Origin of the sequence: Rhodococcus sp. WAY2 (assembly GCF_009859915.1) — a bacterium.
GTDB classification, from domain to species: domain Bacteria; phylum Actinomycetota; class Actinomycetes; order Mycobacteriales; family Mycobacteriaceae; genus Rhodococcus_F; species Rhodococcus_F oxybenzonivorans.
The window spans coordinates 3,415,251-3,442,107 of sequence record NZ_CP046572.1; the positions used below are offsets into that span (position 1 = coordinate 3,415,251).

General features: G+C 67.2%; 21 protein-coding genes. 10 read left to right on the plus strand and 11 right to left on the minus strand.

All coding sequences use genetic code 11. From position 1 onward, the window contains the following. Window positions 1-292: 292 nt before the first annotated feature. From GFS60_RS15700 to GFS60_RS15735, 8 genes are all read left to right on the plus strand, one after another. Window positions 293-988 (plus strand): TVP38/TMEM64 family protein, encoded by a 696-nt coding sequence (locus tag GFS60_RS15700; protein ID WP_236603153.1) that lies wholly within the window; start codon window positions 293-295, stop codon window positions 986-988. A gap of 59 nt (window positions 989-1,047) precedes the next feature. Beyond that, window positions 1,048-1,629: a hypothetical protein gene (locus GFS60_RS15705; protein ID WP_159922582.1), complete on the plus strand. Its 582-nt coding sequence runs from the start codon at window positions 1,048-1,050 to the stop codon at window positions 1,627-1,629. Further along, complete coding sequence (locus tag GFS60_RS15710; protein ID WP_159922584.1) at window positions 1,626-2,153, plus strand: hypothetical protein; 528 nt, start codon at window positions 1,626-1,628, stop codon at window positions 2,151-2,153. The genes GFS60_RS15705 and GFS60_RS15710 overlap by 4 nt, the downstream gene beginning before the upstream one ends. A gap of 211 nt (window positions 2,154-2,364) precedes the next feature. Beyond that, window positions 2,365-4,137: a fatty acyl-AMP ligase gene (locus tag GFS60_RS15715; RefSeq protein WP_236603154.1), complete on the plus strand. Its 1,773-nt coding sequence runs from the start codon at window positions 2,365-2,367 to the stop codon at window positions 4,135-4,137. A gap of 37 nt (window positions 4,138-4,174) precedes the next feature. Beyond that, window positions 4,175-4,459 (plus strand): acyl carrier protein, encoded by a 285-nt coding sequence (locus GFS60_RS15720; protein ID WP_159922588.1) that lies wholly within the window; start codon window positions 4,175-4,177, stop codon window positions 4,457-4,459. Then, window positions 4,456-8,814, plus strand: a complete 4,359-nt coding sequence (locus GFS60_RS15725) for a type I polyketide synthase (RefSeq protein ID WP_159922590.1) — start codon at window positions 4,456-4,458, stop codon at window positions 8,812-8,814. Before GFS60_RS15720 ends, GFS60_RS15725 begins: the two co-directional genes overlap by 4 nt. Window positions 8,815-8,818: 4 nt before the next feature. Continuing rightward, entirely contained in the window at window positions 8,819-9,592 is a 774-nt protein-coding gene (locus GFS60_RS15730) for a thioesterase II family protein (protein ID WP_159922592.1), read from the plus strand. Continuing rightward, window positions 9,586-11,856, plus strand: coding sequence for an MMPL family transporter (locus GFS60_RS15735; protein WP_159922594.1), 2,271 nt, complete (start codon window positions 9,586-9,588; stop codon window positions 11,854-11,856). Before GFS60_RS15730 ends, GFS60_RS15735 begins: the two co-directional genes overlap by 7 nt. Here the strand turns inward: GFS60_RS15735 and GFS60_RS15740 are convergent. The 3 genes from GFS60_RS15740 to GFS60_RS15750 are packed head-to-tail and all read right to left on the minus strand — an operon-like array spanning window position 11,765 to window position 14,238. Then, entirely contained in the window at window positions 11,765-12,958 is a 1,194-nt protein-coding gene (locus tag GFS60_RS15740) for an SPFH domain-containing protein (protein ID WP_159922596.1), read from the minus strand. The two genes, GFS60_RS15735 and GFS60_RS15740, sit on opposite strands and share 92 nt — an antisense overlap. Then, window positions 12,959-13,390, minus strand: a complete 432-nt coding sequence (locus GFS60_RS15745) for an NfeD family protein (RefSeq protein ID WP_159922598.1) — start codon at window positions 13,388-13,390, stop codon at window positions 12,959-12,961. An 8-nt stretch (window positions 13,391-13,398) separates the two neighbouring features. Then, window positions 13,399-14,238 (minus strand): DUF3097 domain-containing protein, encoded by an 840-nt coding sequence (locus GFS60_RS15750; RefSeq protein WP_159922600.1) that lies wholly within the window; start codon window positions 14,236-14,238, stop codon window positions 13,399-13,401. Between the two features lie 67 nt (window positions 14,239-14,305). Here GFS60_RS15750 and GFS60_RS15755 point away from each other — a divergent pair, with 67 nt between their 5' ends. Then, window positions 14,306-15,115, plus strand: a complete 810-nt coding sequence (locus GFS60_RS15755; protein WP_159922602.1) for a hypothetical protein — start codon at window positions 14,306-14,308, stop codon at window positions 15,113-15,115. Here GFS60_RS15755 and GFS60_RS15760 read toward each other — a convergent pair. The 8 genes from GFS60_RS15760 to GFS60_RS15795 all read right to left on the minus strand — a co-directional run bounded on the left by GFS60_RS15760 (window position 15,081) and on the right by GFS60_RS15795 (window position 23,722). After that, window positions 15,081-16,166: a ferrochelatase gene (locus tag GFS60_RS15760; RefSeq protein WP_159922604.1), complete on the minus strand. Its 1,086-nt coding sequence runs from the start codon at window positions 16,164-16,166 to the stop codon at window positions 15,081-15,083. The genes GFS60_RS15755 and GFS60_RS15760 overlap by 35 nt on opposite strands. A gap of 48 nt (window positions 16,167-16,214) precedes the next feature. Continuing rightward, window positions 16,215-17,012 (minus strand): NADH-dependent enoyl-ACP reductase InhA, encoded by a 798-nt coding sequence (inhA, locus tag GFS60_RS15765; protein WP_109330181.1) that lies wholly within the window; start codon window positions 17,010-17,012, stop codon window positions 16,215-16,217. Window positions 17,013-17,057: 45 nt separating this feature from the next. Further along, complete coding sequence (gene fabG1, locus GFS60_RS15770; RefSeq protein WP_109330183.1) at window positions 17,058-17,807, minus strand: 3-oxoacyl-ACP reductase FabG1; 750 nt, start codon at window positions 17,805-17,807, stop codon at window positions 17,058-17,060. A gap of 57 nt (window positions 17,808-17,864) precedes the next feature. Then, a complete protein-coding gene (locus tag GFS60_RS15775; protein WP_159922606.1) occupies window positions 17,865-18,845 on the minus strand; it encodes a VWA domain-containing protein in 981 nt (326 codons plus the stop codon). Then, window positions 18,842-19,816, minus strand: a complete 975-nt coding sequence (locus GFS60_RS15780; protein ID WP_159922608.1) for a DUF58 domain-containing protein — start codon at window positions 19,814-19,816, stop codon at window positions 18,842-18,844. The genes GFS60_RS15775 and GFS60_RS15780 overlap by 4 nt, the downstream gene beginning before the upstream one ends. Then, the gene (moxR1, locus tag GFS60_RS15785) at window positions 19,813-20,982 is read right to left on the minus strand and encodes a chaperone MoxR1 (protein WP_159927236.1); all 1,170 of its coding nucleotides are present in this window, start codon (window positions 20,980-20,982) and stop codon (window positions 19,813-19,815) included. The genes GFS60_RS15780 and moxR1 overlap by 4 nt, the downstream gene beginning before the upstream one ends. 204 nt (window positions 20,983-21,186) lie before the next feature. Then, complete coding sequence (locus GFS60_RS15790) at window positions 21,187-22,707, minus strand: NlpC/P60 family protein (protein WP_236603504.1); 1,521 nt, start codon at window positions 22,705-22,707, stop codon at window positions 21,187-21,189. Window positions 22,708-23,116: 409 nt separating this feature from the next. Further along, window positions 23,117-23,722 carry an Rv1476 family membrane protein gene (locus GFS60_RS15795; RefSeq protein WP_159922611.1) on the minus strand — a complete coding sequence of 202 codons (606 nt, stop codon included), beginning with the start codon at window positions 23,720-23,722 and terminating at the stop codon, window positions 23,117-23,119. Between the two features lie 305 nt (window positions 23,723-24,027). On the opposite strand from GFS60_RS15795, the gene acnA reads away from it, so the two are divergent. Next, entirely contained in the window at window positions 24,028-26,832 is a 2,805-nt protein-coding gene (acnA, locus tag GFS60_RS15800) for an aconitate hydratase AcnA (RefSeq protein ID WP_159922613.1), read from the plus strand. The last annotated feature ends 25 nt before the right edge of the window (window positions 26,833-26,857 follow it).

Consider the following 26,857-nt stretch of genomic DNA (forward strand, 5'->3'; position numbering starts at 1 on the left):
ATGGATAACCTCAGGTCATGAGCATGACGCCGGAACCGTTCGGCGCCCGGGGCGCCGTGACTCAGCGGTTCTTCGGGCTGACCGTGCCCGTCAGGGGAAATCATTTTCCGCGGCGAACTACTCCATCGTAGGAGGATGGCCGCCGCCGCGCTGGCCCGAATTCTCGGCCCGCGGGCCGGGGTCGCGCCTGGGCGGCCGCGGTGTCCGGATGAGACGGTCTCCGCTACGACCGTGCTCTCGACGGTTTTCCTCGCACGACTCTTCGCGGTCCGGCCGGGTAGCCTGGTGCCCTGTGAAGAGACGCCTGGGGAACCGCAGGGTCGTCGGCGTCGCCGCACTGGCAATCGTGCTGGTGGTCGTCGCGGTGGTGGCACCCCATCCGTCCGTTCTGCAGATCCGGGAATGGGCGCAGTCGGTGGGCCCGGCCTTTCCGCTGGTCTTCTTCGTCGCGCATGCGCTGGTGACGATATTCCCGTTCCCCCGCACCGTGTTCACCTTGAGTGCCGGGTTGCTGTTCGGGGCCTGGCTCGGCATCGCGATCACCGTCGCGGCCGCAACGGTCAGCGCGGTGCTGGCTCTATATCTGGTGCGCGCCATCGGCCGGGACGTCGTGTGGCAACGCATCTCCAGCCCGACGATCCGGCGGGTGGACGAGCGGATCGCCCGACGGGGGTGGCTCGCCGTCGGCTCTCTCCGGCTGATCGCATTCGTCCCGTTCTCCGTGGTCAACTACTGCAGCGGCGTCTCCTCCATCCGGCTGCTCCCCTACGTGCTCGCCACGGTCGTGGGCATCCTCCCCGGAACGGTGGGGATCGTGGTTCTCGGGGACGCCCTGAGCGGTGAGACGAATCCAGCCCTCCTCCTGCTGTCCGGTGTGTGCGTCGTCGTCGGCATTCTCGGGTTGATCGTCGATTCTCGGCGGCCCGTCGATCGATCCGACGCCGAGGAGTTGCCGCTGACCGAGGGTGTGTCTATCCCTCGTCCTTGAACACAGGATGTCAAGTTCTGAGTCTTGACAGGAAAGTTTCCAGGTTCTAGCCTTGACGAATGTTCGTCCTCACCGTCGATCAGCGCGGAAGTCGCCGTGACATCGACCGTGTCGGCGACCTGATCGCCGAACTCGGCGATCACCGCCTCGTCCGCCCGTTTCAGCGCACGGCCGGCGACGAGATGCAGGCGGTCGTGGCAGATCCCGCGACCGTGGTGGCTCTCGCCCTCGACCTCGTCGGTCGCGAACACTGGAGCATCGGCATCGGTGCCGGAGCCGTGGAAGAACCGCTCCCCGACGAGACGCGGGCCGGCCGAGGACCGGCGTTCGAACTCGCCCGCGTCGCCGTCGAGCGTGCGAAAAGTGCCCCGGGCCGGGTTGCGGTGGAGGGTTCCGACACCGACTTGTCCGCGGACGCCGACACCGCTCTCACCCTCGTCGCCGTTCTCCTCACCCGCCGTACAGACGAAGGCCGCGAAGCCGTCGCGCAGATGCGGCGCGGGCTCACCCAGACGGAGGCGGCCAAAAGCCTGGGCATCAGCAAGCAGGCCGTCTCGCAACGCCTCGCCACCGCGGGGTGGCAGGTCGAGACGGCAGGCCGCCGACTGGCCGAACGACTCCTACAGAAGGCGGATTCATGACGGCGGTCGCGCTCCTCGCCCTCGGCGTCGCGGCGCTGGCACCGTTGGTGCTTGCCACGCAGCGTGTTCCCCGCTGGGTGTCCCAGTGGGCGGCCCCACTCGTCGGGCTCGCCGCCCTCGCTACGGCCGCGGTCGCCGGCTCCGCCACCACACCGGTGAAGGGATTCGCACTGGGTGCGACGCTCGTGCTGTGTGCGGCGGCGGCCACCACCGGTGGGGCGCCGATGGTGCTCGCCGCCTTCCGGATCGCCCGGCGCCAGCCCGATTCCGGTGCCGACCCCCGCCCCGAGGCGGGCCCGTTGCGAGGCGGCCGGGTGATCGGACTGCTCGAGCGTGCCGCCGTCGCCGCTGCGATCCTCGCCGGGTGGCCGGAGGGTATCGCCGTGGTCCTGGCTGTCAAGAGCTTGGCCCGCTACCCCGAACTGCGCGAACCACACGCCTCCGAGCAGTTCATCATCGGCACGTTCACCAGCGTGCTCTGGGCCATCGCCGTGTGCGGCGTCGGCCGGGCGCTCATCACCTAGCCCCGGTCCTCATCGAAAAATCCTGCGGCACAGAAAGATAAACCTCCCCGAGGCACTCCAATACCCGGTGACACTGCCCATCCCACGGTGATGCGCGACCAACCGGAGGTGGGGGTGATTCCACCCCTGGGGTTGATGGAATCCCCCGGCGATGCGGACGAGAGTAGGAATCGTCCACTTCGAGGGAGAAGATCAAGTGCATTCCGACTTCGTGTCACACGTTCGAGCCCAGGCCGCCACCTACGGTGAGGAACGCTCCTACACCTACCATCGCGAGGTCGGCCGCGAACTCGTCGAAGAGGTTCTCACCTACCGCCAGTTGGACCAGGATGCGCGGGCGATCGCGTCGTGGTTGTCGACGCGGCCCGAGGCCCACCGCCCGGTGATGCTGCTGTACGTCGACGGCATCGACTTCCTTCGCGCATTCCTCGGCTGCCTGTACGCCGGTGTCGTCGCAGTACCGGCCCCCGTGCCGCACGACGCCCGCAGCATGGCGCGGGTGGCCACGATGTTCGAGGACGCCGACGTCGGTCTGGTGCTCACCACGTCCGCGATCGAAGAACTGCTGACGGCGTGGATCGGCAACTCCGGACTCACCGGCACGGTCACCGTCGCGTCGACCGACGCCGCCGAACTCGGCGACCCCGACGAGTGGCAGATGCCCGAACTGGACGGCGACACCCTCGCCTTGCTCCAGTACACCTCGGGATCCACCAGCGAGCCCAAGGGCGTGATGGTGACTCACGGGAACCTCCTGCACAACGCCGCGGCCATGGTCGAGGCCATGTCTGCGGCCATCAGGGACGGCGAGGCAGGCAGCGTTGTGGGCTGGCTTCCACACTTCCACGACATGGGGCTGATCGGCATGCTGCTGCTCCCCCTCTACGCCGGCAGCAACCTTGCGTTCATGTCGCCGATGACCTTCCTCAAGCGCCCGGTGCGCTGGTTGCAGTTGATCGATCGCTACCGCGCCGACATCACCGTCGGCCCGAACTTCGCGTACGACCTTCTCGCCCGACGGATCCCCGACGACCAGTTGACCGGCCTGGACCTCTCCTCGGTGCGGGTCGCTCTCAATGGGGCAGAACCGATCCGCCCCCGTACCCTCGAGGCCGTCCTCGACCGGCTCCGGCCCTACGGGTTCCGGGCGGACGCGTTCTTCCCGGCTTACGGAATGGCCGAGGTGACGTTGCTCGCCACCGCCGGAGCCGTGGGCAGCCCGCCGGTGTACCTCGACGTCGACCCGGCCGCACTCGAGCGCAACGAGCTCACTCCGATGGCCGGTGGCACCCGACTGGTGAGCAGCGGCCGCGCATTCGGTGTGGACATTCGCGTCGTCGATCCGGACACCACCGACGAGCTGCCCGAGGGCCGGGTCGGGGAACTGTGGATCCGCGGGGGCAGCGTCACCGCCGGCTATTGGAATCGGCCCGAGGACACCGAGGAGAAGTTCCACGCCACCACCCTGGGCGGGGACGGGCCATTCCTGCGCACAGGTGACCTCGGCGCTTCCGTCGGCGGTGAAATCTTTGTCACGGGCCGGCTCAAGGACCTGCTGATCGTCAACGGACGCAACCTGTACCCCCAGGACATCGAGGAGGCGGTGCGCGACCTGCATCCAGCCCTCACCGGATCGGCCGGAGTGGTGTTCTCCATGGACACCGGACGCCACGAGCGCCTACTGGTGATCCACGAGGTCAAGACCGGGTTGCTCGATCACGGTCACGGAGAGAACGACACCGTGACGATCTCGGACCTCGCCCGAAAGATCAAACTCTCCGTCGCCCGGGCCTTCGACGTGCCGGCGCCGAGCGTCGTCCTGGTCGACCGGCACGGGGTGCACCGCACCACCAGCGGAAAGGTTCAACGCCGATCGATGCGCGCGTCGTTCCTCGAGAACCGGGTGGATGCGGTGCTGCACGAAGAAATCGATCCGGCGGTCCAGGGCCTCCGCAGCCGAACCGCCACACCTGCACACGCCTGACCTCCACCCCCACCCCCGCCGACAAGGAAACGTCCCCATGCCTGCTTTCGTGAACCCCACCCGCGACCTCACCCCGGCTATCGACTGGCTCACCCGAAGGGTGGCATTCTATACAGAGCAGCCGGTGCACAATGTCGACCCCGACATCCCGCTCGCCGAGCTGGGAATCGAATCGGTGTCTGCGGTGAGCCTGTGCGGCGAGATCGAAGACCAGTGGGAACTCGAACTGGACCCCACTGTGGTATTCGACTACCCCACCATCGCCGAGATGGCTGCCTTCATCGCCACCGAAGTCGAGGACCGGTACGAGAGGGCCGCATGACCGACATCGCCATCGTCGGCCTCGACTGCCGATTCCCGCAGGCAACGGACGCCGACGCGCTCTGGAGGCTGCTGATGGCCGGCGGCGACGGAATCGTCGACGTCCCCGAAGACCGGTGGCATGCGAACGACTTCTACAACGAAGCGGGTGGACCGGGCGCGATCAACAACCGTAGCGGCGGATTCCTCAGCGACGCAGACGCTTTCGATCACGAGTTCTTCGGCATCGCCCCCCGCGAGGCCCAGGCGATGGACCCGCAGCAACGCCTGCTCCTGCAGACGGCGTGGCGTGCCCTCGAGGACGCCACCCTGGATCCGCGGGGCCAAGCCGGTTCGAACACCGGCGTATTCGTCGGCGTGATGGCCAACGAGTGGAATCTGCAGATGAGCGACCTCTCGCGGATCACGCCGCAACTCGGAAGTGGCAACGGCTACTTCATGACCGCCAATCGAATCTCGTATCAACTGGACCTCGAGGGCCCGAGTATCGCCGTCGACACCGCGTGTTCGTCGTCCCTGGTCGCCGTCCACCTGGCCTGCGCGGCGCTACGAGCCGGCGAGTGCGACCAAGCGCTCGCCGGCGGCGTCAACATCGCCCTCACCCCCGCCCTGAACGTCTTCTACACCCAGGCCGGGCTGTCGGCACCGGACGGACGGTGCAAACCGTTCAGCGCCAAGGCGAACGGGATCGGCCGGGGCGAAGGTGCCGCCGTGCTCGTGCTGCGCCGGCTCGCGGACGCGCAGGCCGAGGGGTTGCCGATCTACGCGGTGATCAAGGCGAGCGCGGTCAACAACGACGGCCGCAGCAACGGAATCACCGCACCCAACCGGTGGGCCCAACAGCAGGTCATCGGCGAAACCTATCGGCGCGGCGGGGTGACGCCGGACCGCGTCGCGTTCGTCGAAGCGCACGGCACCGGAACCGTGCTCGGCGACATGATCGAGATCAAGGCACTCGGTCACCTCCACGGCGTTCCCCGCCCGCAGCCGTGCGCGATCGGATCGATCAAGGGCAACCTCGGTCATACGGAGGGTGCGGCCGGGGTGGCCGGGGTGATCAAAGCAGCGCTGGCCCTGCACCACCGTGTGGTACCGCCCACCCGCTGCGCGGAGGACGAGAACCCTCGACTTCGACTGGCCGACAACGGGCTTCGTCTCGCAAAGGAGCCGATGAGCCTGCCCGACGGCGACGTCTACGGTGCGGTCAGCAGTTTCGGGCTCGGCGGCACCAACGCCCACCTGCTCCTGGCCGCCGCGCCCGCCGACGAGGCCGTCCCGGTGGGCGTCGGCGGCGGCGGCGTACTTACCCTGGCGTCGAACAACAGGGAGGGCCTGCGACGCAACGCCGCCGTCCTCGCCGACCATCTCGCCACCCGCCCCGCTACCGAACTGGCCAGGGTGTGCTGGACCTCCAACCGGGTGAAAGCCTCCGGACGCCACCGCCTTGCGGTGCCTGTACAGGACCGCGACGACACAGTGGCCGCCCTGCGCAACCTTGCGACCGACCCCAGCCTGCTCGAGGTGTCGTCCGGAACCGCACGGCCGGTGAGCACCGGCTGGCTCTTCACCGGTCAGGGCGCACAGTACCCGGGAATGTCGCGTCAGCTGCACGAGCAGTCGGCGCCGTACCGACTCGCATTGGCGGACGTGGACGAGCAGATGGCATCACATCTGGGCCGATCGGTCCGCGCGCTGCTGCTCGACGCCGGCGGCGACGACATCCGTCGAACCGAGTTCGCGCAGCCCGCTCTCTTCGCCGTGGAGTACGCGCTGGCGCGAGTGCTCACCGAGATCGGCATCGAGCCCGCGTGGCTGGTCGGCCACAGCGTCGGCGAATACGCGGCCGCGGCGCTGGCCGGGGTATTCGACCTGGACGACGCGTGCCGCCTCATCACCGCCCGGGGGCGGCTCATGCAGCAGTTGCCGGAGGGTGGTGCGATGCTGGCCGTGCGCGCCGCCCGGGAGGAGGTCGCCGATCTCCTCGCCGGTGAACCGTCGGTCGCGTTGGCAGCGGTGAACGGGCCACGGGACCTTGTGTTGTCCGGGTCGGCGGGCGCACTCGAGGCGATTCGAAAGTCTCTGGCCGGGAGGGGTTTCGCGGTCCGGCCTCTCGCCGTCTCCCACGCGTTCCACTCGCCGCTGATGAGGCCCGTGTCGGACGCCTTCGCCGAGGTCGCGGCCGGCTGCACCTACCGGCCATCGACCATCCCGATCTTCTCCACAATGCACGGACGGCTACTCGACGTGGACGAACCGATGGATGCCGCCTATTGGACCGACCACATCGAGGCGACCGTGCAGTTCGCGGACGCGGCGGCCGCCGCGGTGGCGTCCGAACCGACGCATCTGATCGAGGTGGGACCCGCACGGGTCCTGGCGCCGATTCTCACCCGTGCTCATCCCGAACTCGCCGCGAAGTACCTCCTACCGTGCCCCGGCCCGGCGGCCACCGGTCACGAGCTCACCGACACCGTCGCTGCCCTGTACCGGGACGGTGTCGACCCGAACTGGGATGCGCTCTACGAACCGGGCGCGCGTGTGCGCCGACGACTGCCCGGTTACTCCTTCGCAACCACCGCCCGCTTCTGGACGTCGGTTTCCGCCACTGTCGGGGCGACCCCAGTGACCGAGGCGGCCGATACTCAACCGCCCACCACGCCGACCGCCGACGCACCGAAAGCGGAGGACCCCACCATGGAGCACCTGATTGCACTGTTCCGGGAGCAGGCCGCCGTCCTCGCCGCCGTCGCTCATAACGGCGCCGACATCTCGACGCCCGCACCGATGACGCCCCACGCCGACACCGCCACCCGGGAACGCGTTTCCGGAGAGATTGCCGAGGGAATCCGCGGCGAGGCGGCGCGTGTCAGCGGGTTTCCGGCCGGGTCGTTGCGGACCGCACACACCATCGTCGGCGACCTCGGATTCGACTCGATCATGGTCGCCGACCTCTTCAGCGGGCTGAGACGAACCTTCCCGGAACTCGTCATCGACCCGGAGTGGTTCTCGCCGTCGAAGACCCTCGGCGACCTGATCGACCACGTGAGCACGCGATTGCAACCCGCAACGTCGCCGGCCGCTGCCCCGACCCCCGAACCTGCGGTGGCATCGGCGGGCCCCGCAACCGCCCCCCGCATGGTCCGGCCCGAGTACCGCATCGCCGACTTCCCTGAGGTCAAGGCACTTTCCGAGCGCCTGACCATGACCGAAGGGTTCGGCGTCACCAACCCCTACTTCCTGATCAACGACGGGGTCACCCGCGACACCTCGATCATCGGCGGGAACGAAGTTCTCAACTTTTCGAGCTACAACTACCTCGGCATGTCCGGCCATCCCGCCGTGGTCGCCGCCGTACAGGACGCCGTCGCCCGCTACGGCAGCTCGTGCTCGGCCAGCCGGCTGCTCTCCGGTGACAAGCCGGTCCACCGCGAGCTCGAGACCGAACTCGCCGCACTACTCGGCACCGAGGACGCCATCGTCCTGGTCAGTGGGCACGCCACCAACGTGACCGTGATCGGGCACCTCGTCGGTCAAGGTGACCTCGTCATTCACGACAGCCTGGCGCACGACAGCATCCTGCAGGGCTGCACACTGTCCGGCGCCACACGCCGCCCGTTCCCCCACAACGACCACGACGCGCTCGACGCCCTGCTCACCGCGATCCGTCCGCAGTACCGGCGGGTCCTCATCCTCATCGAGGGCGTGTACAGCCAGGACGGCGATATCCCCGACCTTCCGGCCATGATCGCGGTGAAGAAGAAGCATCAGGCGCTGATGATGATCGACGAGGCGCACAGCATCGGGGTGCTCGGGGCAACCGGCGGCGGTGTCGGCGAACATTTCGGCGTCGACCGCGGTGATGTCGAGTTGTGGTCCGGCACCATGTCGAAAGCCTTGGCCGGCTGCGGCGGATACGTCGCCGGGAGTTCCGAGCTGATCCAGTTCCTCAAGTACACCACCCCCGGCTTCGTCTACAGCGTCGGCATGACACCTATGAACGCCGCGGCGTCGCTGGCAGCGATTCGTCAGATGCGCGCCCAGCCGGAGGTGCTCGACCTTCTGCGACACAATGCGCAGCTGTTCCTCTCGCTGGCCACCGAGGCCGGCATCGATACCGGTGACACGCGGGACACGCCTGTCATTCCCTGCATCGTCGGTGACTCGCTGAAAACACTGAAGTTGTCGAACAGGCTGCTGGAGCGCGGAATCAACGTGAACCCCATTCTCTATCCCGCCGTGCCCGAGGATTTGGCGCGGCTGAGATTCTTCGTCACCTCATGCCACTCCGAGGACCAGATCCGCTACACGGTGAAGACCCTGGCCGAAGAACTCGCTGCACTCCGGGACGGCGACTAGTGCCATGCGCAGCCGCTATCTCGACCGGCCCGGGGCCGACGCGGCACTACGCCTGTTCTGCTTCCATCACGCCGGTGGCGGGTCGTCGATGTACCGCCCCTGGCATCGTGCACTCCATCCCTACGCCTCGGTGTGGCCCGTGCAGCTGCCCGGGCGGGAGGACCGCGCCGGGGAAACTCGATTCGTCGACCTCGAGTCACTCCTCACCGACCTGGAGTCCGAACTCGACGACGCCCTGACGGTTCCGCATCTCTTCTTCGGACACAGCCTGGGCGCGCTCGTGGCCTATCGGCTGGCCTGCCGGCGTCGATCCCGGCATCGTCTTGTGCCCCGGGCCCTGCTGCTGTCGGGGTACGGGGCGCCGCACCTTCCCGCACCGTTCCCGCCGGTCGACAGCCTGGACGACACCACCTTGATCCAGTTCCTCCGCGATGTGGGTGGTGTGCCGCCCGAGTTCCTGGACTGGCCCGATTGGGTGCGGCACTGGCTTCCGGTGGTGCGCGACGATCTGCGCGTCTGTTGCAACTACGTCGACCCCGGTGACCCACCGCTCGCATGCCCGATGCATCTCTTCGGGGCGGACGCCGATCCGCTCGTCAACGAACACGACCTGCACGCATGGAACCGTCACACCACACAGCCGTGCGAGGTACAGATTCTCGCGGGCGACCACTTCTACCTCACGCAGTCCCCCGAACAGCTGTTCCGTCTGCTGCGGCCGTTACTGCGGCGCTACGCCCCGGTGACCGGCCGTGACGAAGCGGTAGCGTCGTGCTGAGGCGCCTCGCCACCCTCATCGTGTCCTTCCCGCGCCGCGTCCTGGCTGTCGCGGTGGCCCTCCTCGTACTGTCCGCAATTTTCGGGGCGGGGGTGTCCGAGCACCTGAAAGTGGGCGGTTTCGACGACCCGGGCTCCGAGTCTGCGCAAGCGGAGCGATTCCTCGAGGCGGAGTTCGGCACCGCGAGTCCGAATCTGGTGCTCCAGGTCACGGCGCGCAGCGGCGACGTGAACACCCCGGACGTCACCGCAGCGGCACAACAACTGCGGCGGTCGATCACAGCGGAACCGGACATCACCGAAGTGGCCTCCTACTGGGTGGCGAATTCCCCCGAGCTCCGCAGCAACGACGGACGCTCGGCCCTGTTGCTGCTGCACGTCGGAGGCAACCCGGAGCACGCGGCGCGGCGCACCCACACGCTCGTCGAGGCACTACCCTCCGACGACCCCTCGGTCGAGGTGGTGGCCGGCGGCAAACTGGGCCTCGCCGACGCCATCGAGCAGCAGGTCGCCGACGATCTCCTCCTGGCCGAATCGATCGCCGTTCCGGCAACACTCGTCCTCCTCGTGGTGGCGTTCGGCAGCGTGGTGGCCGCGCTCCTGCCGTTGACCCTGGGTGTCATCTCGATTCTCGTGACGATGGTGGTGCTCTTCGGCCTCGCCCAGATCACCGATGTCTCGGTGTACGCGCTCACCGTGGCCACCGCGTTCGGGCTGGGCCTGGCGATCGACTTCGGATTGCTCCTGGTCTCTCGGTTTCGTGAAGAACGAGCCGCCGGCAGCGATCCGCAGAAATCGGTCGTCGACACGGTGACGACGGCCGGGCGCACCATCGTGTTCAGCGCCGCGACAGTCATGGTCGCGATGACCGGAATGCTGGTGTTCCCCACCTACTTCCTGCGATCAGTCGGTCTGGCCGCGATGGCGGTGGTCGCCGTCGCGGCGTTGGGCGCCGTCGTGGTGTTACCCGCGCTGCTGGCTGTGCTCGGAACCCGGGTAGACCGGCTGACGGTGCTCCGACGAAAGAAGACACCGGCGTCCGACTCGCTGTTCTGGCGGCGAACCGCGGCTGCCGTCACCCGTAGACCGGTGCGAACAGCGCTTCCCGTCGTCGCACTCCTGCTGGTGCTGGGAATCCCGTTCCTCCACGCGCAGTATGCGACACCGGACGAGCGCGCCCTGCCCAGCGGGTCGGCGGCCCGCCAGGTCACCGTCGACATCCGAGAGAACTATTCCGCCGGCGGCGCCGACGCCGTGACGGTGACAACCCTTCAGGACGGAACGTCCCTCGAGCCACTCGCCCGGGAGATCTCCACCATGACCGACGTCGCCCGGGTAGACGGCGTATTCGGCCGCTACGAGGAGGGGAATCTCGTCCTCGGCCCGGGACCTGAGAGCGCTCGGTTCGCGGCGGGAGAGGCCGGTTTCCTGCTCGTGCAGCCCTCGGTCGGCGCACAGTCGGACGCCGCCCAGGACCTGGTCCGCGCGATCAGAGAGCTGCCCGCGGTAACCGGAGACCACCTTGCGGTAGGCGGACCCACCGCCACGCTCATCGACAGCCGCACCGCCATCATGGACCGGCTACCCCTGGCCATCGGTCTGATGGCGGTCGCGACTTTCGTGCTGTTGTTCTTGTTCACCGGAAGCGTCATCCTGCCGCTGAAGGCGTTGGTGCTCAACGTGTTCACCCTGTCGGCCGTCGTGGGTGCGATGGTGTGGGTGTTCCAGGACGGCCACCTCGCCTGGCTCACCGGCGCGACACCCGCCCCATTGAACATCGGCATGGTGGTGCTGTTGTGCTGCATCGCCTTCGCGCTGTCCGTGGACTATGAAATCTTCCTACTCAGCCGCATCAAGGAAGCCCACGACACCGGCGCGAATACCACCGAGGCGACCATCGAGGGACTCGGCCGCGTCGGTCGCATCGTCACCAGCGCGGCCGCACTGCTCACCGTGACGCTGCTGTCGTTCTCCACCGGTCTGACCTTCATGCAGATGTTCGGGATCGGCACCGCGCTCGCCATCATCGTGGATGCCACACTGATCCGCGGTGTCCTGGTACCGGCGTTCATGCAGATCGCCGGCGACCTGAACTGGTGGGCGCCGCGCCCGCTGCGGTGGGTGCATGCCCGCATCGGGCTGAGCGACACCCCGGGGTCCGGTCCGCCCGAGGTCACCGATCCTGCGGCGGCACCGGCGGCGGAAGCTGTCCCGGCGCCGCACTCGACCCGAGCGAATGTTCCTCGGCCCCACCAATCTTCGTGAGCGGACCGTCGACGGGCTGACGCGCCTCCACCTCTGCGGCGCGCACCGCCTGGGCAATGGCCGGGTCGGACTTGGTTTCGAACCACTCGGCGACCTCGTCGGAGTCGTCCTCCGGCTTCGGTAGATCCTCGTCCGCCGTGGACGGCTCGTACCGGAACACGCCGTCCTGGCCCTGAGCTCCGAGGGTCTTCGCGAATCCCTTGAGCGCGTCGCCGAAGTCGCTGGGCACCAACCACACCTTGTTCGCGTCGCCCTGCGCCATCTGCGGCAGCGTCTGCAGATACTGGTACGCCAGCAGCTCGGGGGTTGGTTTGCCCGCCTTGATCGCGGCGAACACCTTCTCGATGGCCTTCGCCTGACCCTGCGCCTGAAGGTATTTGGCCGCCCGTTCACCCTGGGCGCGCAAGATCCGGGACTGCCGCTCCCCCTCGGCGGTGAGGATCGACGCCTGCTTGGCGCCCTCCGCGGCGAGGATGCGGGACTGCTTGTCGCCCTCGGCGGTCTTGATGGCCGACTCGCGGTGTCCCTCGGCGGTCAGAATGGTGGCCCGCTTCTCGCGGTCAGCCTTCATCTGCTTTTCCATCGACTCCTGAATCGAGGGTGGCGGATCGATACTCTTGAGCTCGACTCGGGCCACCCGAAGCCCCCATCGGCCGGTGGCCTCGTCGAGCACACCCCGTAGCTGCCCGTTGATCGAGTCCCGCGACGTCAGCGTCTCTTCCAGAGTCATGCCACCGACGACGTTGCGGAGCGTGGTGGTGGTCAACTGCTCGACACCGACGATGTAGTTGCTGATCTCGTACACCGCGGCCTGCGGGTTGGTGACCTGGAAGTACACCACCGTGTCGATGGACAGGGTCAGGTTGTCCTGGGTGATCACCGGCTGCGGCGGGAACGACACCACGCGCTCGCGCAGATCCACCTTGGCCCGGATGCGGTCCGCGAACGGGATGAGGAACGTCAGCTGTCCCGACACCGTCCTCGAATACCGGCCGAGCCGCTCGATCACTGCGGCCTCGGCCTGCGGCACCAGTGCCACCGATTTGGCCACCACCAGGGCGACGAACAATACGAGCACGACCAACACGATGAGTGCTGCCATCTACGGTCCCCTCCACACGACGGCGGTAGCGCCGTCTATTTGCATCACCGTCACGGTCGTTCCCGGTGGATATACCTCGGTGCTGTCGAGCGGCCGCGCAGTCCACACGTCACCGCCGAGCTTGATCTGTCCCGCGTGCTCCGCGACTTCCTCGAGAACCAGCGCCTGTTTTCCGGTGAGCGCCTCGATCCCCATCGGCGTCGACGGCGGGGTCGCGAACTTACGCAACAACACCGGCCGCACTCCGAGGATCAGCACGAGAGACAGAACGCCGAACAACACCGCATCGACCCACACCGGGAAGTCGGTGACTGCGGTGACCCCCGCCGTGGCGAGAGCACCCCCGGCCAGCATGAGGAGGAAGAAGTCCCCCGTCAATGCTTCCGCTGCAGCGAGCAGGACACCCGCTACCAGCCAAATCAATGCAGCCACAACACCATCTAACCAGAACCCGGGTGTGAGGCGGTGACGAAGTCGACCAGCTGTTCGACCGCCCCGATCAGCGGGGCTTCGAGGTCACGGAAACTGTCGACCGCCGAATAGACCCGACGCCAGCCGTCGCGCGGCGTGCCCCAGCCCAGCTCGCGGCACACCCCGGTCTTCCAGTCCTCACCGCGCGGGATCTTCGGCCATGCCTCGATCCCGACCGCGCTGGGGCGCACCGCCTCCCACACGTCGATGAAGGGATGCCCCGTCACGAGCACATTCGGGCCGAGTCCCTTCGTCAGCTGTGTTTCCTTCGACCCGGTCACCAGATGGTCGACCAGAACGCCGACACGCCGGCCGGGCCCGGGCCGGAACTCTGCCAGCCGTTCCGCGAGATTGTCCAAGCCCTCGAGATGCTCGACGACGACACCCTCGACGCGCAGGTCGTGGCCCCACACCCGCTCGACGAGTGCCGCGTCGTGGACGCCCTCCACCCAGATCCGGCTGGCCAGCGCGGTGCGGGCCCGCAGCCCTTCGACTTTGGTCGATCCCGATGCGGACCTCGTTCGCGCGGGCCCGGCCGGTTTCGCCGCGGGCCGCACCAACGTGACCGGCTTCCCGTCGATCAGGAAGGCGGCTTCGCGCATCGCGAACAACCGGGTACGCCGCGCTCCGTCCTCCAGCCGGACGAAGTCACCGTCGTAGGTTCGCTCGAACCCCACCACCGCCCCGCAGAACCCGGTGCCCGCGTCCTCGACCACCAGATCGCGTTCGGCGGCCACCGTGGGCGTCACCGGCTTCCTGGTCCGCGGGTGTCCGGAAAAGATGTCGCCGTATCTGTCGCCTCCGCTCACGGGCGCTGACGCTATGCCAGAGGTGCCGTTACACACACCCCGCCACGCCGACATATGCTCGTTTATCGTGACTTCACCCAGCGCCACTCTCACCGTGTGGGCCAGTGCCTGGCTCGCCGGGAACAGTGCACCCGACGACGTCATCGACGCTCTGCATGCGTGGGCGCCGATGCATCTGGTCTGCGCGGGTGACCATGTGACGGCCGGCCGCACCGGCCTGCCCTGGCCCGACCCGCAGGACCGGGGTGCCGCGGCGTTGTTGCAGACGATCCGCCGCGCCGTCTCCGAGCCGGACACCGAGATCCGGCTCGTTCTACCCGGCCCGGGCGACGTGCGCGGCATTCCCGCGGGAACCACCTTCGCGGCCGCAGCGGTCAGTGCCGGCGAAGGCATCCTCATCGGGCCCCAGGGCCGTCCCGGGACGGGTCTGGTACCCCACGTGGAAGGACCCGACGTGCTGCGCTGGACCGTCTCCTGCCTCGAACAGCTCCCCGTCGACGCTCATCACACCGGTCTCGGCGAGGCCGAGTTCACCATGCGGGAAACGGTGCGCGACGCCGCGGCAGCGCTCGAAACCCTGCACATGCTCGATTCCGGCTTCGGCGCCGACCCGCGTGCCCTCATCGCGGATGCGTTGGCCGAGTCGGCGCTGCACCGGTACCCGGCCACCATCCCGGCCCGCGCCCTCCGAATCCTGGACTCCGCGGATCAGGTGGCCGCCATCCTCACCGTCGCCGAGCAGATGGCGCCGGCCCGGACCGTCACCGCATCGGCCGCAGCCTCCCTCGAGGACCTGCTTCGCCCACTGCGTTCCGCCGTGCGTTCGGCCCGAACCGCCGCAATCAATGCGTGTGCGCGGGACGCCCGGCCGGCCTGACCATGGCCTTGCAGCAGTCGGCAGCACAGGACCTGCCGTCGGAAGTGGAACCGAGGAGCGGTTCGGTACCGAGACGCCGGGCCTGTCTACCGTCGAGGTGCTCGCCCATCAGCTCCAGCACGAGTTCAGCGAAACGAGGATCCGTACCCGGAGTGGCCGCGCGCACGAAGTCGATACCCACGTCGGCCGCCCTTTCGCGGGCCTCGGTGTCGAGGTCCCACACGACCTCGAGATGGTCCGAGACGAAACCCACGGGGCAATTGATGACCGAACGCACTTCCTGGGCGGCCAGAGCCTCGAGGTGATCACAAATATCCGGCTCGAGCCACGGCACCTGGGGTGGGCCGGACCGGGACTGCCACACCAGGTCGAAGTCGCCGAAGCCGGCGGCGTGCGCGATCAGGCGCGCCGCCTCGGCCACCTGCCTGCTGTACAGATTGCCGCCCTCATCGGGAGGGCCGGCGTTGGCATCCGCGGCGGCAGGTACCGAATGCGCCGTGAAGACCAGACGGGCGCCGGCGCGGGTTTCGGCCGGAAGCTGCGTGGTCGCCTCCCGCACTGCATCGGCGAACGCGTCGATCAGGAGGGGATGGTCATAGTACTGGCGCAGTTTCACCAAGTGAGGTGCCGCGTCCCCGAAGGCGGCGCGCGCCCGCGCGATGTCCTCGTGATACTGACGGCAACCCGAATACCCGCCCCACGCGGACGTGGGAAACACCAATGCCGACCGGACACCGTCCGCAGCCATCTGCGCCACCGTGTCCTCGACCATCGGATGCCAGTTGCGGTTCCCGAAATAGACGGGCAGATCGACACCGGCTTCGGACAGCGCCGCCTCGACCCGGGCGATGATGTCGCGATTGAGCGCGTTGATCGGCGACACACCGCCGAAGTGAAGGTAGTGCTCGGCCACCGCGTCTAGCCGCTCCGGTGGCACTCCCCTTCCCCGGGTCACATTCTCGAGAAAGGGGCGCACGTCCTCAGGCTTCTCGGGACCGCCGAACGACAACACGAGAAGGGCATCGAACTGTGTTTCCCGTTTCTGGACCATGGTGCCAATCCTGCGCGCTGCCGTCGGTGACCCTTACTGCGGGTCCTGTTATCCGGCCATCGCGTGGGCGCCGCCGTCGACGTAGATGATCGACGCCGTGGTGCCGGGCAGCCAGTCGGACAGGACGGTGCACACGGTCTTCGCGACCGGCTCCGGATCGTCGACGTTCCAGCCGATCGGCGCCCGCTCGGACCAGGCGGTGTTCAGCTTGTTCATCTCTTCGGCCGGTCCGGTGGCGGTGCCGGCGATCGCCTTGGCGGCGAGCGTCTTGATCGGTCCTGCGGCGACCAGGTTGGAGCGAATCCCGCGCTCGCCCACCTCCTTGGCCACATAGCGGTTGACCGACTCGAGCGTCGCCTTCGCCACACCCATCCAGTTGTAGAACGGCACGGCGCGCGCCGGGTCGAAATCCATGCCGACGATCGAAGCGCCGTCGTTCAGCACAGGAAGCAGCGCCTTCGCCACCGACGCGTACGAGTAGGCGGACACCTCGAATGCGACCCCGACGTCCGACCATGGTGCATCGAAGAACGGGCTGCCCAGGCAGGACCGCGGCGCAAAGGCGATGGAGTGCACCACACCGTCGATGCCCTCCGGGGCGAGTTCGCGAACCCGGTCGGCGAGCGACTCGAGGTGAGCGGGGTCCTGCACGTTCAGTTCGACGGCCGGCGGCACCGGCTGCGGCAGGCGTTGCGCGATGCGGTCGATCAACCGGAGACGGTCGAACCCGGTGATGATCACCTTCGCGCCCTGCTCCTGCGCCACCTTCGCCACGTGAAAGGCGATGGACGCGTCGGTGATGATGCCGGTGACGAGAATGGTCTTACCTTCGAGCAATCCGCCCATGAGGTGTCCTCCTGTAGGAAAAGTCCGGGAAGTGAAGTGGGTGGGTCAGTGACCCATGCCCAGGCCGCCGTCGACGGGGATGACCGCGCCGGACACGTAGGCCGAATCGTCGGACGCCAGGAAGCTGACCACCGCGGCCACGTCCTCCGGCTGGCCGACGCGCTGCAGCGGGATGGCCTGCACGGCCATGTCCCGGTACTTGTCCTCCATCGCTGCCGTCATGTCGGTGTCGATGAACCCCGGGGCGACCACATTTGCGGTGATCGATCGAGAACCCAACTCGCGGGTGAGGGACCGCGCGATGCCGACCACACCGGCCTTGGAGGCCGCATAGTTCACCTGGCCGGGTCCGCCCGCGAGACCGACGACGGAACCCAGGAACACGAAACGGCCCCAACGCGCCCGCAGCATCGACCGGGTAGCCCGCTTGGCGACCCGGAAGGCCCCGGTGAGGTTGGCGTCCACGACGCTCGTGAACTGCTCCTCCGACATCCGCATGATGAGGGTGTCGTCCGTGATCCCCGCGTTCGCGACCAGTACCTCTACCGGACCCTGATGCTCCTCCACTTCCTTGAAGGCGCGATCGATCGACTCGGCGTCGGTGACGTCGCACTGGACGGCGAAGAGCCCGTCGGGCGCACCCGAACCGCGGTGCGTGACGGCGACCTTGTGGCCGTCCGCCGCGAGACGCTGCGCGACGGCGAGACCGATCCCGCGGTTACCGCCGGTGACCAGCACCGAGCGAGGAGAGGACACCGTCCTTACCGACGAGTCAGTAGATTCTGGGTTAGACATGGGGAACAACCTATCTGTTCGAAATCGCTGGAAGAAAACGCCGGTCCGAATCGAACGTCAGGGCAGGCGTTGACGCAGAACAAGTGCAAGGATCAGCCCGGCGGTCGCCGACAGGACCCCGAGCACCAGCCAGGGCCGGCTGGCATCGCCGCGGGTGGTCTCGAATCCGATCTGTTCCTCGAGGGTGTCGTAGACGTCACGCAACTCCTCGAGGCTGGACGCGGTGAAGAAACTTCCCCCGGACAGGGAAGCGATCTCCCGCAGAGATGGGTCGTCGACCGGCACCGGAATCCGCTCGTCCTCGATCTCGACCTTGCCGTAGCTGGTCCCGAAGGAGATGGTCGAAATCGGCACGTCCTTCTCCTTGGCCTGACGCGCCGCAGTGAATCCACCGCGGGGATCGTCCGGATTCTCGGGCACCGTCTGCTTACCGTCCGACAGCAGCACGATGCGGGCCGGCGGGGCCTGATCGCTGCCGCCGAGCACCGCTGCCAACGTCTCGATCGACTGCAGCGACGTGAAGATCGCCTCCCCCGTCGCGGTGCGCTCACTCAACTGCAGATTGTCGATGGCAACCTTTGTCGCTTCCCGATTGGTCGTCGGCGAGACGAGCACCGACGCCGTACCCGCGAAGGCGACGAGACCCAGGTTGATGCCCGGGGTCAGGCCGTCGGCGAACGACTTCGCCGCATCCTGGGCGGCGGCCAACCGGGTCGGTTCCACATCGGTTGCCTTCATCGAGAGCGAGACGTCGATGACGAGAATCACGGTGGCCCGGTTACGCGGAACCCGTTTGTCCTCGGTGGGTCCGGCGAGCGCGACGCTGAAGAACACCAGCGCCAGCACCATCAGCAACGCCGGAACGTGGCGAATGCGGCCCGGTCTGGACGGCGCCACCTTCTCGAGCAACGCGAAGTTCGTGAACCGCAGGGTGTGCTTGTGCCGTTGCCGCTGCACCCACACGTACCCGGCCACCAACGCAGCCACGACGAGGAGGAAAAGCAGCCACCAGGGCGAGGTGAATTGAGAAAGGCTCACCGGCGAGCCCTCTGCGTCGTCGCGGTTCCGAAACTGTGCTTACGCGCCGAGACGAACCGGACGACGTCCGCGATCCAGTCCCGGTCCGTCCGCAGACTGAGCACCGGTGCGCCGCAACGTCGCAACGATTGCTGCACCTGCAGGCGATGTTCTTCCGCGGCCCGCGCGAAATCGGCGCGCAGCTGCGGTGTGATCGAGAATTCGCGGGTCCGTCCGGACTCCGGATCGTGCAGCACCACATCCCCTATGTCGGGTAGTTCCAGATCTCGCGGATCGAGCACCTCCACGCCGAGGACGTCATGGCGACCCGAGATTGCCCGCAGTGACCGTTCCCAGTCGATCGGCCCCAGAAAGTCGCTGATGACGACGGCGAGGCCCCGGCGCCGCTGAGGCCGGCGCAGCGACTCCACCGCGCTCTGCAAGTCGCCCCGGACACCGTCCGGGGCGTGCGGGGTGGTCGCGATCTGCCGCAACATGGCCTGGGCGTGAATGCGGCCACCGCGTGCAGGGATGCGGGTGGTCTGTGCACCGGTGGCCACGATGGCACCGACCCGGTTGCCCCCACCACTGGTCAAGTGGGTGACAGCCGCAGCAGCGGCCACGGCGAGGTCCCGTTTCTCGCACCCGGCCGTGCCGAAGTCGAGGCTCGAGGACAGGTCGATCACCATCCACGTCTCGAGTTCGCGGTCGGCCACCGACTGGCGAACATGCGGATGCGTGGTCCGTGCGGTGACCGACCAGTCCATCTGGCGGACGTCGTCGCCGGGCTGGTATTCGCGGGCATCACCCGGCTCGGAGCCCGGCCCGGGAATCAGACCGAGATGATCCCCGTGCAGTACCCCGTCGAGGCGTCGACGAACGGTGAGCTCCAAGGTTCGCAGCGCGGCGGACAGTTTCGGGTCGCGCAGCTCGCCGGAACGAAAGGACGGCGGTGGGCCGGCGCTCTGCGCGCCGGCAGTACGCGCACTCACCGTGGCTGGCTCATTGCCGTCGGTCCGGGCACCGACGCAACCGGACCGGGTCCGGGATGCCCGGCCGGAGCGACCTGCGCGGTGGGCTGAGCGGCGATCTGCGGGAGCCCCACGGTCTGCAGAACCCGTGAGATGACGTCGTCCGGGGACACCTCGTCAGCCAGGGCGTCGTAGGACAGAACGAGGCGGTGACGCAGCACGTCCGGAATGACCTCCAGAACGTCCTGCGGCACGACGTAGTCACGCCCCCGCAGAAGTGCCAGTGCGCGCGCCGACGAGATGATGCCGAGAGTGGCACGGGGCGAAGCTCCGTACGCGATCCAGCCGTCGACATCGGCGAGGCCGAACTGTGCCGGGGTACGGGTGGCCGCGATTACCCGGACGACGTAGTCGACGAGCGCATGATGCACGAACACACCACTGGCCACCTTCTGCAGACGGACCAATTCCTCGGGATCGAGTACCTGTTGCGGCTCCGGCGCCGCGACACCCATGCGGTAGACGATTTCGCGCTCCTCCTCCACCGAGGGGTAGTCGACGAGAATCTTGAACAGGAACCGGTCGCGCTGCGCCTCCGGCAGCGGATAGACACCCTCGTTCTCGATCGGGTTCTGGGTGGCCATCACCAGGAAGGGGTCCGGCATGTGGTACCGCTTGCCACCGATCGAGACGTGCCGCTCCGCCATGACCTCGAGAAGGGCCGATTGCACCTTCGCAGGCGCCCGGTTGATCTCGTCGGCGAGTACGAAATTGGCGACGACCGGACCGAGTTCGGTGTCGAATTCCTCCCGGCCCTGCCGGTAGATGCGCGTACCGATGAGGTCGGTGGGCACGAGGTCGGGCGTGAACTGGACGCGCGAGAAGGAACCGCCGACCACCTTCGCGAACGTCTCGACGGCGAGCGTCTTCGCGACGCCCGGCACACCTTCGAGGAGCACATGCCCCTTGGCGAGCAGACCGACGAGGATTCGCTCCACCAGCCGGTCCTGACCCACGATCACCCGCTTGACCTCGTAAATCGCGCGTTCCAACGTCTGAACGTCCGCGGCGAGGCTGGGCGCGACGGCGTTTGCCGCAGTCTTCGGGGCGGCGTTCTGCACGGATGCACTCGCCGCGCCGGGAGCGGTCTGGGGGCCCGACCCATTGGCCGTGCCACCATTCTTCACTCCGTCCGGCGACGCTTTCGCGAGCGTCTCCTTCCGGGCTGCGCCCTCCGATACCGCATCATCACGTGAGGTCACCAAGAATCCACCGCTTTCACCTAGATCGTTCCGCCCGTTCACGTACTTGCTCAACTATTCCAGGTGCAAGCAACCCCCGCCGCAACCAAGCACGATCCGCACTGCGAACTACTTCGTCGACACCATGGCTTACGAGACCATACGCACAGCGTAGGGGGTCATGCCATCCCACCGCACGGGCGAAATTCGGACGGTGGATCCGGACTGCGGAGCCTCGAGCATCTCGTTGTCACCGAGGTACAGGGCTACGTGCTGACTGGCGTTGGGGCCGTAGAAGATCATGTCCCCGCGCTGCATCTCCTCCGAGGGCACTTGTTCACCGGCCGTGTACTGATACCCCGTGTAGTGCGGCAAAGAAATTCCGATGCCGGCGAAGGCGTAGATCATCAGACCCGAGCAGTCGAAACCCACCTTGTTGAAATCGCCGTAACTGTCGGCGACACCCCCGTCGCGAATGCCTTTCGTCGGCCCGTTCTCGTCACCGCCGCCCCACGCGTACTCGACACCGATCTGGGAAAGCCCCCGGTCGATCACCGTCTCGATCGCGGCGCTGCCGGTAAGGCCGGAGCCACTGTTCGACGACTCGCTGTCGGACTCGTCAGTCGTGGTCTCTTCGTCGTACTCGCCGGTCGACGTCTCGTCGTCGGCGGAGTAGTCCTCGCCTTCCTCGGTCGAGTCCTCCTCGATGGCGGTATGCGCCCGCTGACCGGCGGCGAGGGCCGCTGCGCGTTCGCGCGCCGCTTCGTTAGCCGCCACCCGGGCGGCGGCCTGCGCGGCCGCCTCACGGGCCGCCGCGGCGACAGCTGCCCTCTGAGCTTCCTCGGCCCGCCGCTGCTCGTCCCACGCCGCGTAGGCCTCACGCTGGCCTTGCAGTCCCGTGACGTTGCCGCGAGCCGCTTCCAGCTGGGCCTGCGCGGATGCTCGTTCGCTTTCGATCTGCGCCTTCTTGGCTGCCTGATCTTGCAAGGCCGCCCGGGCGATGGCGATGGCCTGCTCGGCGAGTGACTTCTTCGTCTCGGCCTGCTTGGCTGCGACATCCGCCTGCTGCTTCGCCTCGCGGGCCGAGGAGTCCCTGTTCGCCTGCTCCGTCCGCGCCCTCTGCAGTCCTTCGAGTACGGCGTTCTGGCTCGCCGCCAGAAGCTTCAACACCTGTGCACGGTCCAGGACGTCGCCGGGCCCCTTCGCCCCGAGATAGGTCGAGATCGACGAGACGTTGGTGCCCTGGGTGTAGCTCGACCGGGCGTACTTGTCGAAGTCCTTCTGGGCGAGCTCGATCTGCGCGCCCGCGTCGCGCAGTGCCTGCTGTGACGCCCCGACGACCCGCGCCGCAAGGTCGGCGGCACCACGCGCGTTCTGCAAATCCACGAGAGCGCGATTGACGTCTTCCCGTTTGATCGCCACCTCGTTGTCGAGCTGGGCGAGTTGCTGGTCGGCAGAAGCCACCCGGTTGATGAGATCGCTCACCTGCCCGACGCCCGCGGCTACTCGAGCGCCGGCCTGGGCGAGGTCGGAATCGGACGGATTGGGCGGCGGAGGAGGAACAGCGGCCGCCAAGCCCGGAGTGCTTCCCACCAGCGCCGCGACGATGCCCAGCCCGATGAGGAGGCGTACAGCTCGATGTCGCCTGCGGGAGAAGCCACGGTGCCCCAGTCCACCTCGTGCTTGTCGCTTCACAACTCTCTCCCTCGGTTCTGCACCGAACACGCAACCGCGCTCCACGCGAAGTGGCGCGCCGCGCCGTGCTCGTTGGGGGGAAGGAGATCCGGCAAGCCACATCGTTTCCGTGACTCGGACGACACCGATCGACACGAAAATTGCCGTCACCAATGACGTCAATGCACCGCCTGCGACACTTCTTCCCCAAGAGCGCCAAATGCACCGTACGACACTTGCGGACTCTATGGAAACTTTAGTCACAAATAACACATGGGTAATTTGACCAGCGGAAATGTGGAAAGAACGCGATCGGGGGCTGCTGTCGGCCATCGGTGCAGGCAGAGACGATCGGCGCCGAAGCGGATCGAATGCACCGCCGCGAACAGGTGAATCTATGCGTCGGTCACGGTTTCGGATGCTCTACAGGTGCGGACGTCGACGCGGCGGCGCCACTTCGGTCCCGCGGCGCCGAGTCCGGCGAGGCGCGCCGGCGTGATTTCGCGTAGAACGTCGCTGCCGCGGCGACAGCGACAACGGCCACGATCAGTGCCGTCATCAGCGCCCACGGCGGTCCGGGCGCGACGATCTCGTCCACGAATTGATCGGCCGCCACCACCGAGTCGCTGGTATAGGTGCGGTCCTGGCCTGATTCGAGCAAGACCCGGCTGATCGAGTCGCTGTACGTTCCGACCCAGCTAGGACTCAGAACGAGAACGGTGCCGCCTTCTTCCTGACCGACCTCGGTTGCGAGGTCGCGTAGTTGCGAGACGCGTTCCGGATCCTCGTCCAGAACCACGATGCTCAGCTCGATGCCGTGATCGGCGGCACGATCGACGACAGCGACGAGGTCGCTCACTTCGTCGGCCGGCGCCGAGACACCGTCATCGGACACATCGGTGACCACGTCCGCCACATCGAGGTCTTCCGGAAGATCCGCTGACAACGGCAGAGCCGTCGGAGCGGGAAATGCGGCACTGGAGGGAAGCACGGTGGCGACTGGGGCAGACATCTCTCATCCGGGTTTGCTGTAGGAACGTGGAGCCTCGCGTGAACACTACGTGAGGACAGGGCGATGTTTCGTTCCATCCGGCTGCACGGCTCGGCGGTGTCTGCTGAGATCGGGAGGTGACGGGAGTTTTCCCGCCCCGAATTCTCACAGGACAAGCGTACTGTTAGACTATCGGAGGTACCGCGGTATCAGCCGAGTCCGTTCATCGCTAGCACCACAGCGCGCCCGGATCAGCCTGCCCGCAGTGCCTCCAGCCGTCGACACAGCCCCGTCGGCGGCGACCCTCATAGACGAGTGGAGCTGACGTGAGCACGAGTATTGATTCGTTCGGCGCCAAAGGCACCCTCGAGGTCGGTGAGAACTCCTACGAGATCTTCCGCCTCTCGGCCGTGCCCGGTACCGAAAAACTTCCCTATGCACTGAAGGTTCTCGCCGAGAACCTGCTTCGTACCGAAGACGGCGCGAACATCACCGCCGACCACATCCGCGCCATCGCGAGCTGGGACCCGTCGGCTGAGCCGAACGTCGAGATCCAGTTCACGCCTGCCCGCGTGATCATGCAGGACTTCACCGGCGTTCCCTGCATCGTGGACCTCGCCACCATGCGCGAAGCGGTCACCGCACTCGGCGGCGACCCCGACAAGGTGAACCCCCTTGCGCCCGCCGAGATGGTCATCGACCACTCGGTCATCATCGACGTCGCAGGCCGCGCCGACGCCTTCGAGCGCAACGTCGACATCGAATACCAGCGCAATGGTGAGCGCTACCAGTTCCTGCGCTGGGGTCAGGGCGCATTCGACGACTTCAAGGTCGTCCCCCCGGGAACGGGCATCGTCCACCAGGTCAACATCGAGCACCTGGCACGCACCGTCATGGTCCGGAACGGCCAGGCGTACCCCGACACCTGCGTCGGCACCGACTCGCACACCACCATGGTCAACGGCCTGGGCGTGCTGGGCTGGGGCGTCGGCGGCATCGAGGCCGAGGCGGCCATGCTGGGCCAGCCCGTGTCGATGCTGATCCCGCGCGTCGTCGGCTTCAAGCTGACCGGTGAGATCAAGCCGGGCGTCACCGCCACCGACGTGGTTCTCACGGTCACCGACATGCTGCGCAAGCACGGCGTCGTCGGCAAGTTCGTCGAGTTCTACGGCAAGGGTGTGGCCGAGGTTCCCCTCGCCAACCGCGCAACTCTGGGCAACATGAGCCCGGAGTTCGGTTCCACCGCCGCGATCTTCCCGATCGACGCCGAGACCGTCAGCTACCTCCGTCTCACCGGCCGCACCGACGAGCAGCTCGCGCTCGTCGAGGCTTACGCCAAGGAACAGGGCCTGTGGCACGACGCCGACCGTGAGCCCGAGTACTCCGAGTACCTCGAACTCGACCTCGGTGACGTCGTCCCGTCCATCGCCGGCCCGAAGCGCCCGCAGGACCGGATCCTGTTGTCGGAGTCGAAGACTGCGTTCCGCAAGGACATCCACAACTACGTGGAAGAGAACTACCCCACGGGCCACTCGCAGCTCGACGAGGCCGTCGAGGAGTCGTTCCCCGCGAGCGACCCCGCCGCCCTGTCGTTTGCCGACGACGGTGCCGTCGACGTGCAATCCGCAGCCAACGGGTCCCAGGGACGTCCGAGCAAGCCGATCAAGGTCGTCTCCGAGGAGAAGGGCGAATTCGTCCTCGACCACGGTGCCGTCGTGATCGCCTCGATCACCTCGTGCACCAACACCTCCAACCCGTCGGTCATGCTCGGTGCGGCACTGCTCGCCCGCAACGCCGTCGAGAAGGGGCTGTCCGCCAAGCCTTGGGTCAAGACGTCCATGGCCCCCGGTTCGCAGGTCGTCACCGACTACTACAACAAGTCGGGCCTGTGGCCGTACCTCGAGAAGCTCGGCTTCTTCCTGGTCGGCTACGGCTGCGCCACCTGCATCGGTAACTCCGGACCGCTCGACGAGCAGATCTCGCAGGCCATCCAGGACAACGACCTGACGGCGACAGCCGTGCTGTCCGGTAACCGCAACTTCGAGGGACGCATCTCCCCCGACGTGAAGATGAACTACCTCGCGTCTCCCCCGCTGGTCATCGCCTACGCGCTGGCAGGCACCATGGACTTCGACTTCGAGCACGACGCCCTCGGTCAGGACACCGACGGCAACGACGTGTTCCTGAAGGACATCTGGCCCTCCCCGCAGGAGATCCAGGAGACGATCAACTCCTCGATCAGCCAGGAGATGTACGTCAAGGGTTACGCCGACGTCTTCAAGGGCGACGAGCGCTGGCGTGGTCTGCCTACCCCCGAAGGCAAGACCTTCGAGTGGGCAGAGGATTCCACCTACGTGCGGAAGCCACCGTACTTCGACGGAATGCCGAAGGAGCCGACCCCGGTCAGCGACATCAAGGGCGCCCGCGTCCTTGCGCTCCTGGGCGACTCGGTCACCACGGACCACATCTCCCCTGCCGGCAACATCAAGGCGGGAACGCCGGCGTCGCAGTACCTCGACGCGAACGGCATCGACCGTAAGGACTACAACTCCTACGGCTCGCGTCGCGGCAACCACGAGGTCATGATCCGCGGAACGTTCGCGAACATCCGTCTGCGCAACCAGCTCCTCGACGACGTCTCCGGTGGCTACACCCGCGACTTCACCCAAGACGGTGGACCGCAGGCCTTCATCTACGACGCGTCGCAGAACTACCAGGCCGCGGGTATCCCACTCGTCGTCCTGGGCGGCAAGGAGTACGGCTCCGGATCGTCACGTGACTGGGCGGCCAAGGGCACCAGCCTCCTCGGCGTCAAGGCCGTCATCACCGAGTCGTTCGAGCGCATCCACCGCTCCAACCTCATCGGCATGGGCGTCGTTCCGCTGCAGTTCCCGGCCGGCGAGTCCGCCGCTTCGCTGAAGCTGAACGGCACCGAGGTCTTCGACATCGAAGGCGTCGAGAAGCTCAACGAGGGTGTCACGCCGAAGACCGTCAAGGTCACGGCAACCCGTGAGAACGGCGAAAAGGTCGTCTTCGACGCTGTCGTTCGTATCGACACCCCCGGTGAGGCCGACTACTACCGCAACGGCGGCATCCTGCAGTACGTGCTCCGCAACATGATCAAGAGCTGAGGCGCACTAGGCGCTCCGCGCCTGT

What these genes read in the sequence shown, in the direction of transcription:
- fabG1 (WP_109330183.1), bottom strand. Translation starts at nt 17,807, where the DNA reads ATGTCTAACCCAGAATCTACTGACTCGTCGGTAAGGACGGTGTCCTCT.
- inhA (WP_109330181.1), bottom strand. Translation starts at nt 17,012, where the DNA reads ATGGGCGGATTGCTCGAAGGTAAGACCATTCTCGTCACCGGCATCATC.
- GFS60_RS15740 (WP_159922596.1), bottom strand. Translation starts at nt 12,958, where the DNA reads ATGGCAGCACTCATCGTGTTGGTCGTGCTCGTATTGTTCGTCGCCCTG.
- GFS60_RS15760 (WP_159922604.1), bottom strand. Translation starts at nt 16,166, where the DNA reads ATGGTCCAGAAACGGGAAACACAGTTCGATGCCCTTCTCGTGTTGTCG.
- GFS60_RS15705 (WP_159922582.1), top strand. Translation starts at nt 1,048, where the DNA reads ATGTTCGTCCTCACCGTCGATCAGCGCGGAAGTCGCCGTGACATCGAC.
- GFS60_RS15710 (WP_159922584.1), top strand. Translation starts at nt 1,626, where the DNA reads ATGACGGCGGTCGCGCTCCTCGCCCTCGGCGTCGCGGCGCTGGCACCG.
- GFS60_RS15730 (WP_159922592.1), top strand. Translation starts at nt 8,819, where the DNA reads ATGCGCAGCCGCTATCTCGACCGGCCCGGGGCCGACGCGGCACTACGC.
- GFS60_RS15720 (WP_159922588.1), top strand. Translation starts at nt 4,175, where the DNA reads ATGCCTGCTTTCGTGAACCCCACCCGCGACCTCACCCCGGCTATCGAC.
- GFS60_RS15725 (WP_159922590.1), top strand. Translation starts at nt 4,456, where the DNA reads ATGACCGACATCGCCATCGTCGGCCTCGACTGCCGATTCCCGCAGGCA.
- GFS60_RS15795 (WP_159922611.1), bottom strand. Translation starts at nt 23,722, where the DNA reads ATGTCTGCCCCAGTCGCCACCGTGCTTCCCTCCAGTGCCGCATTTCCC.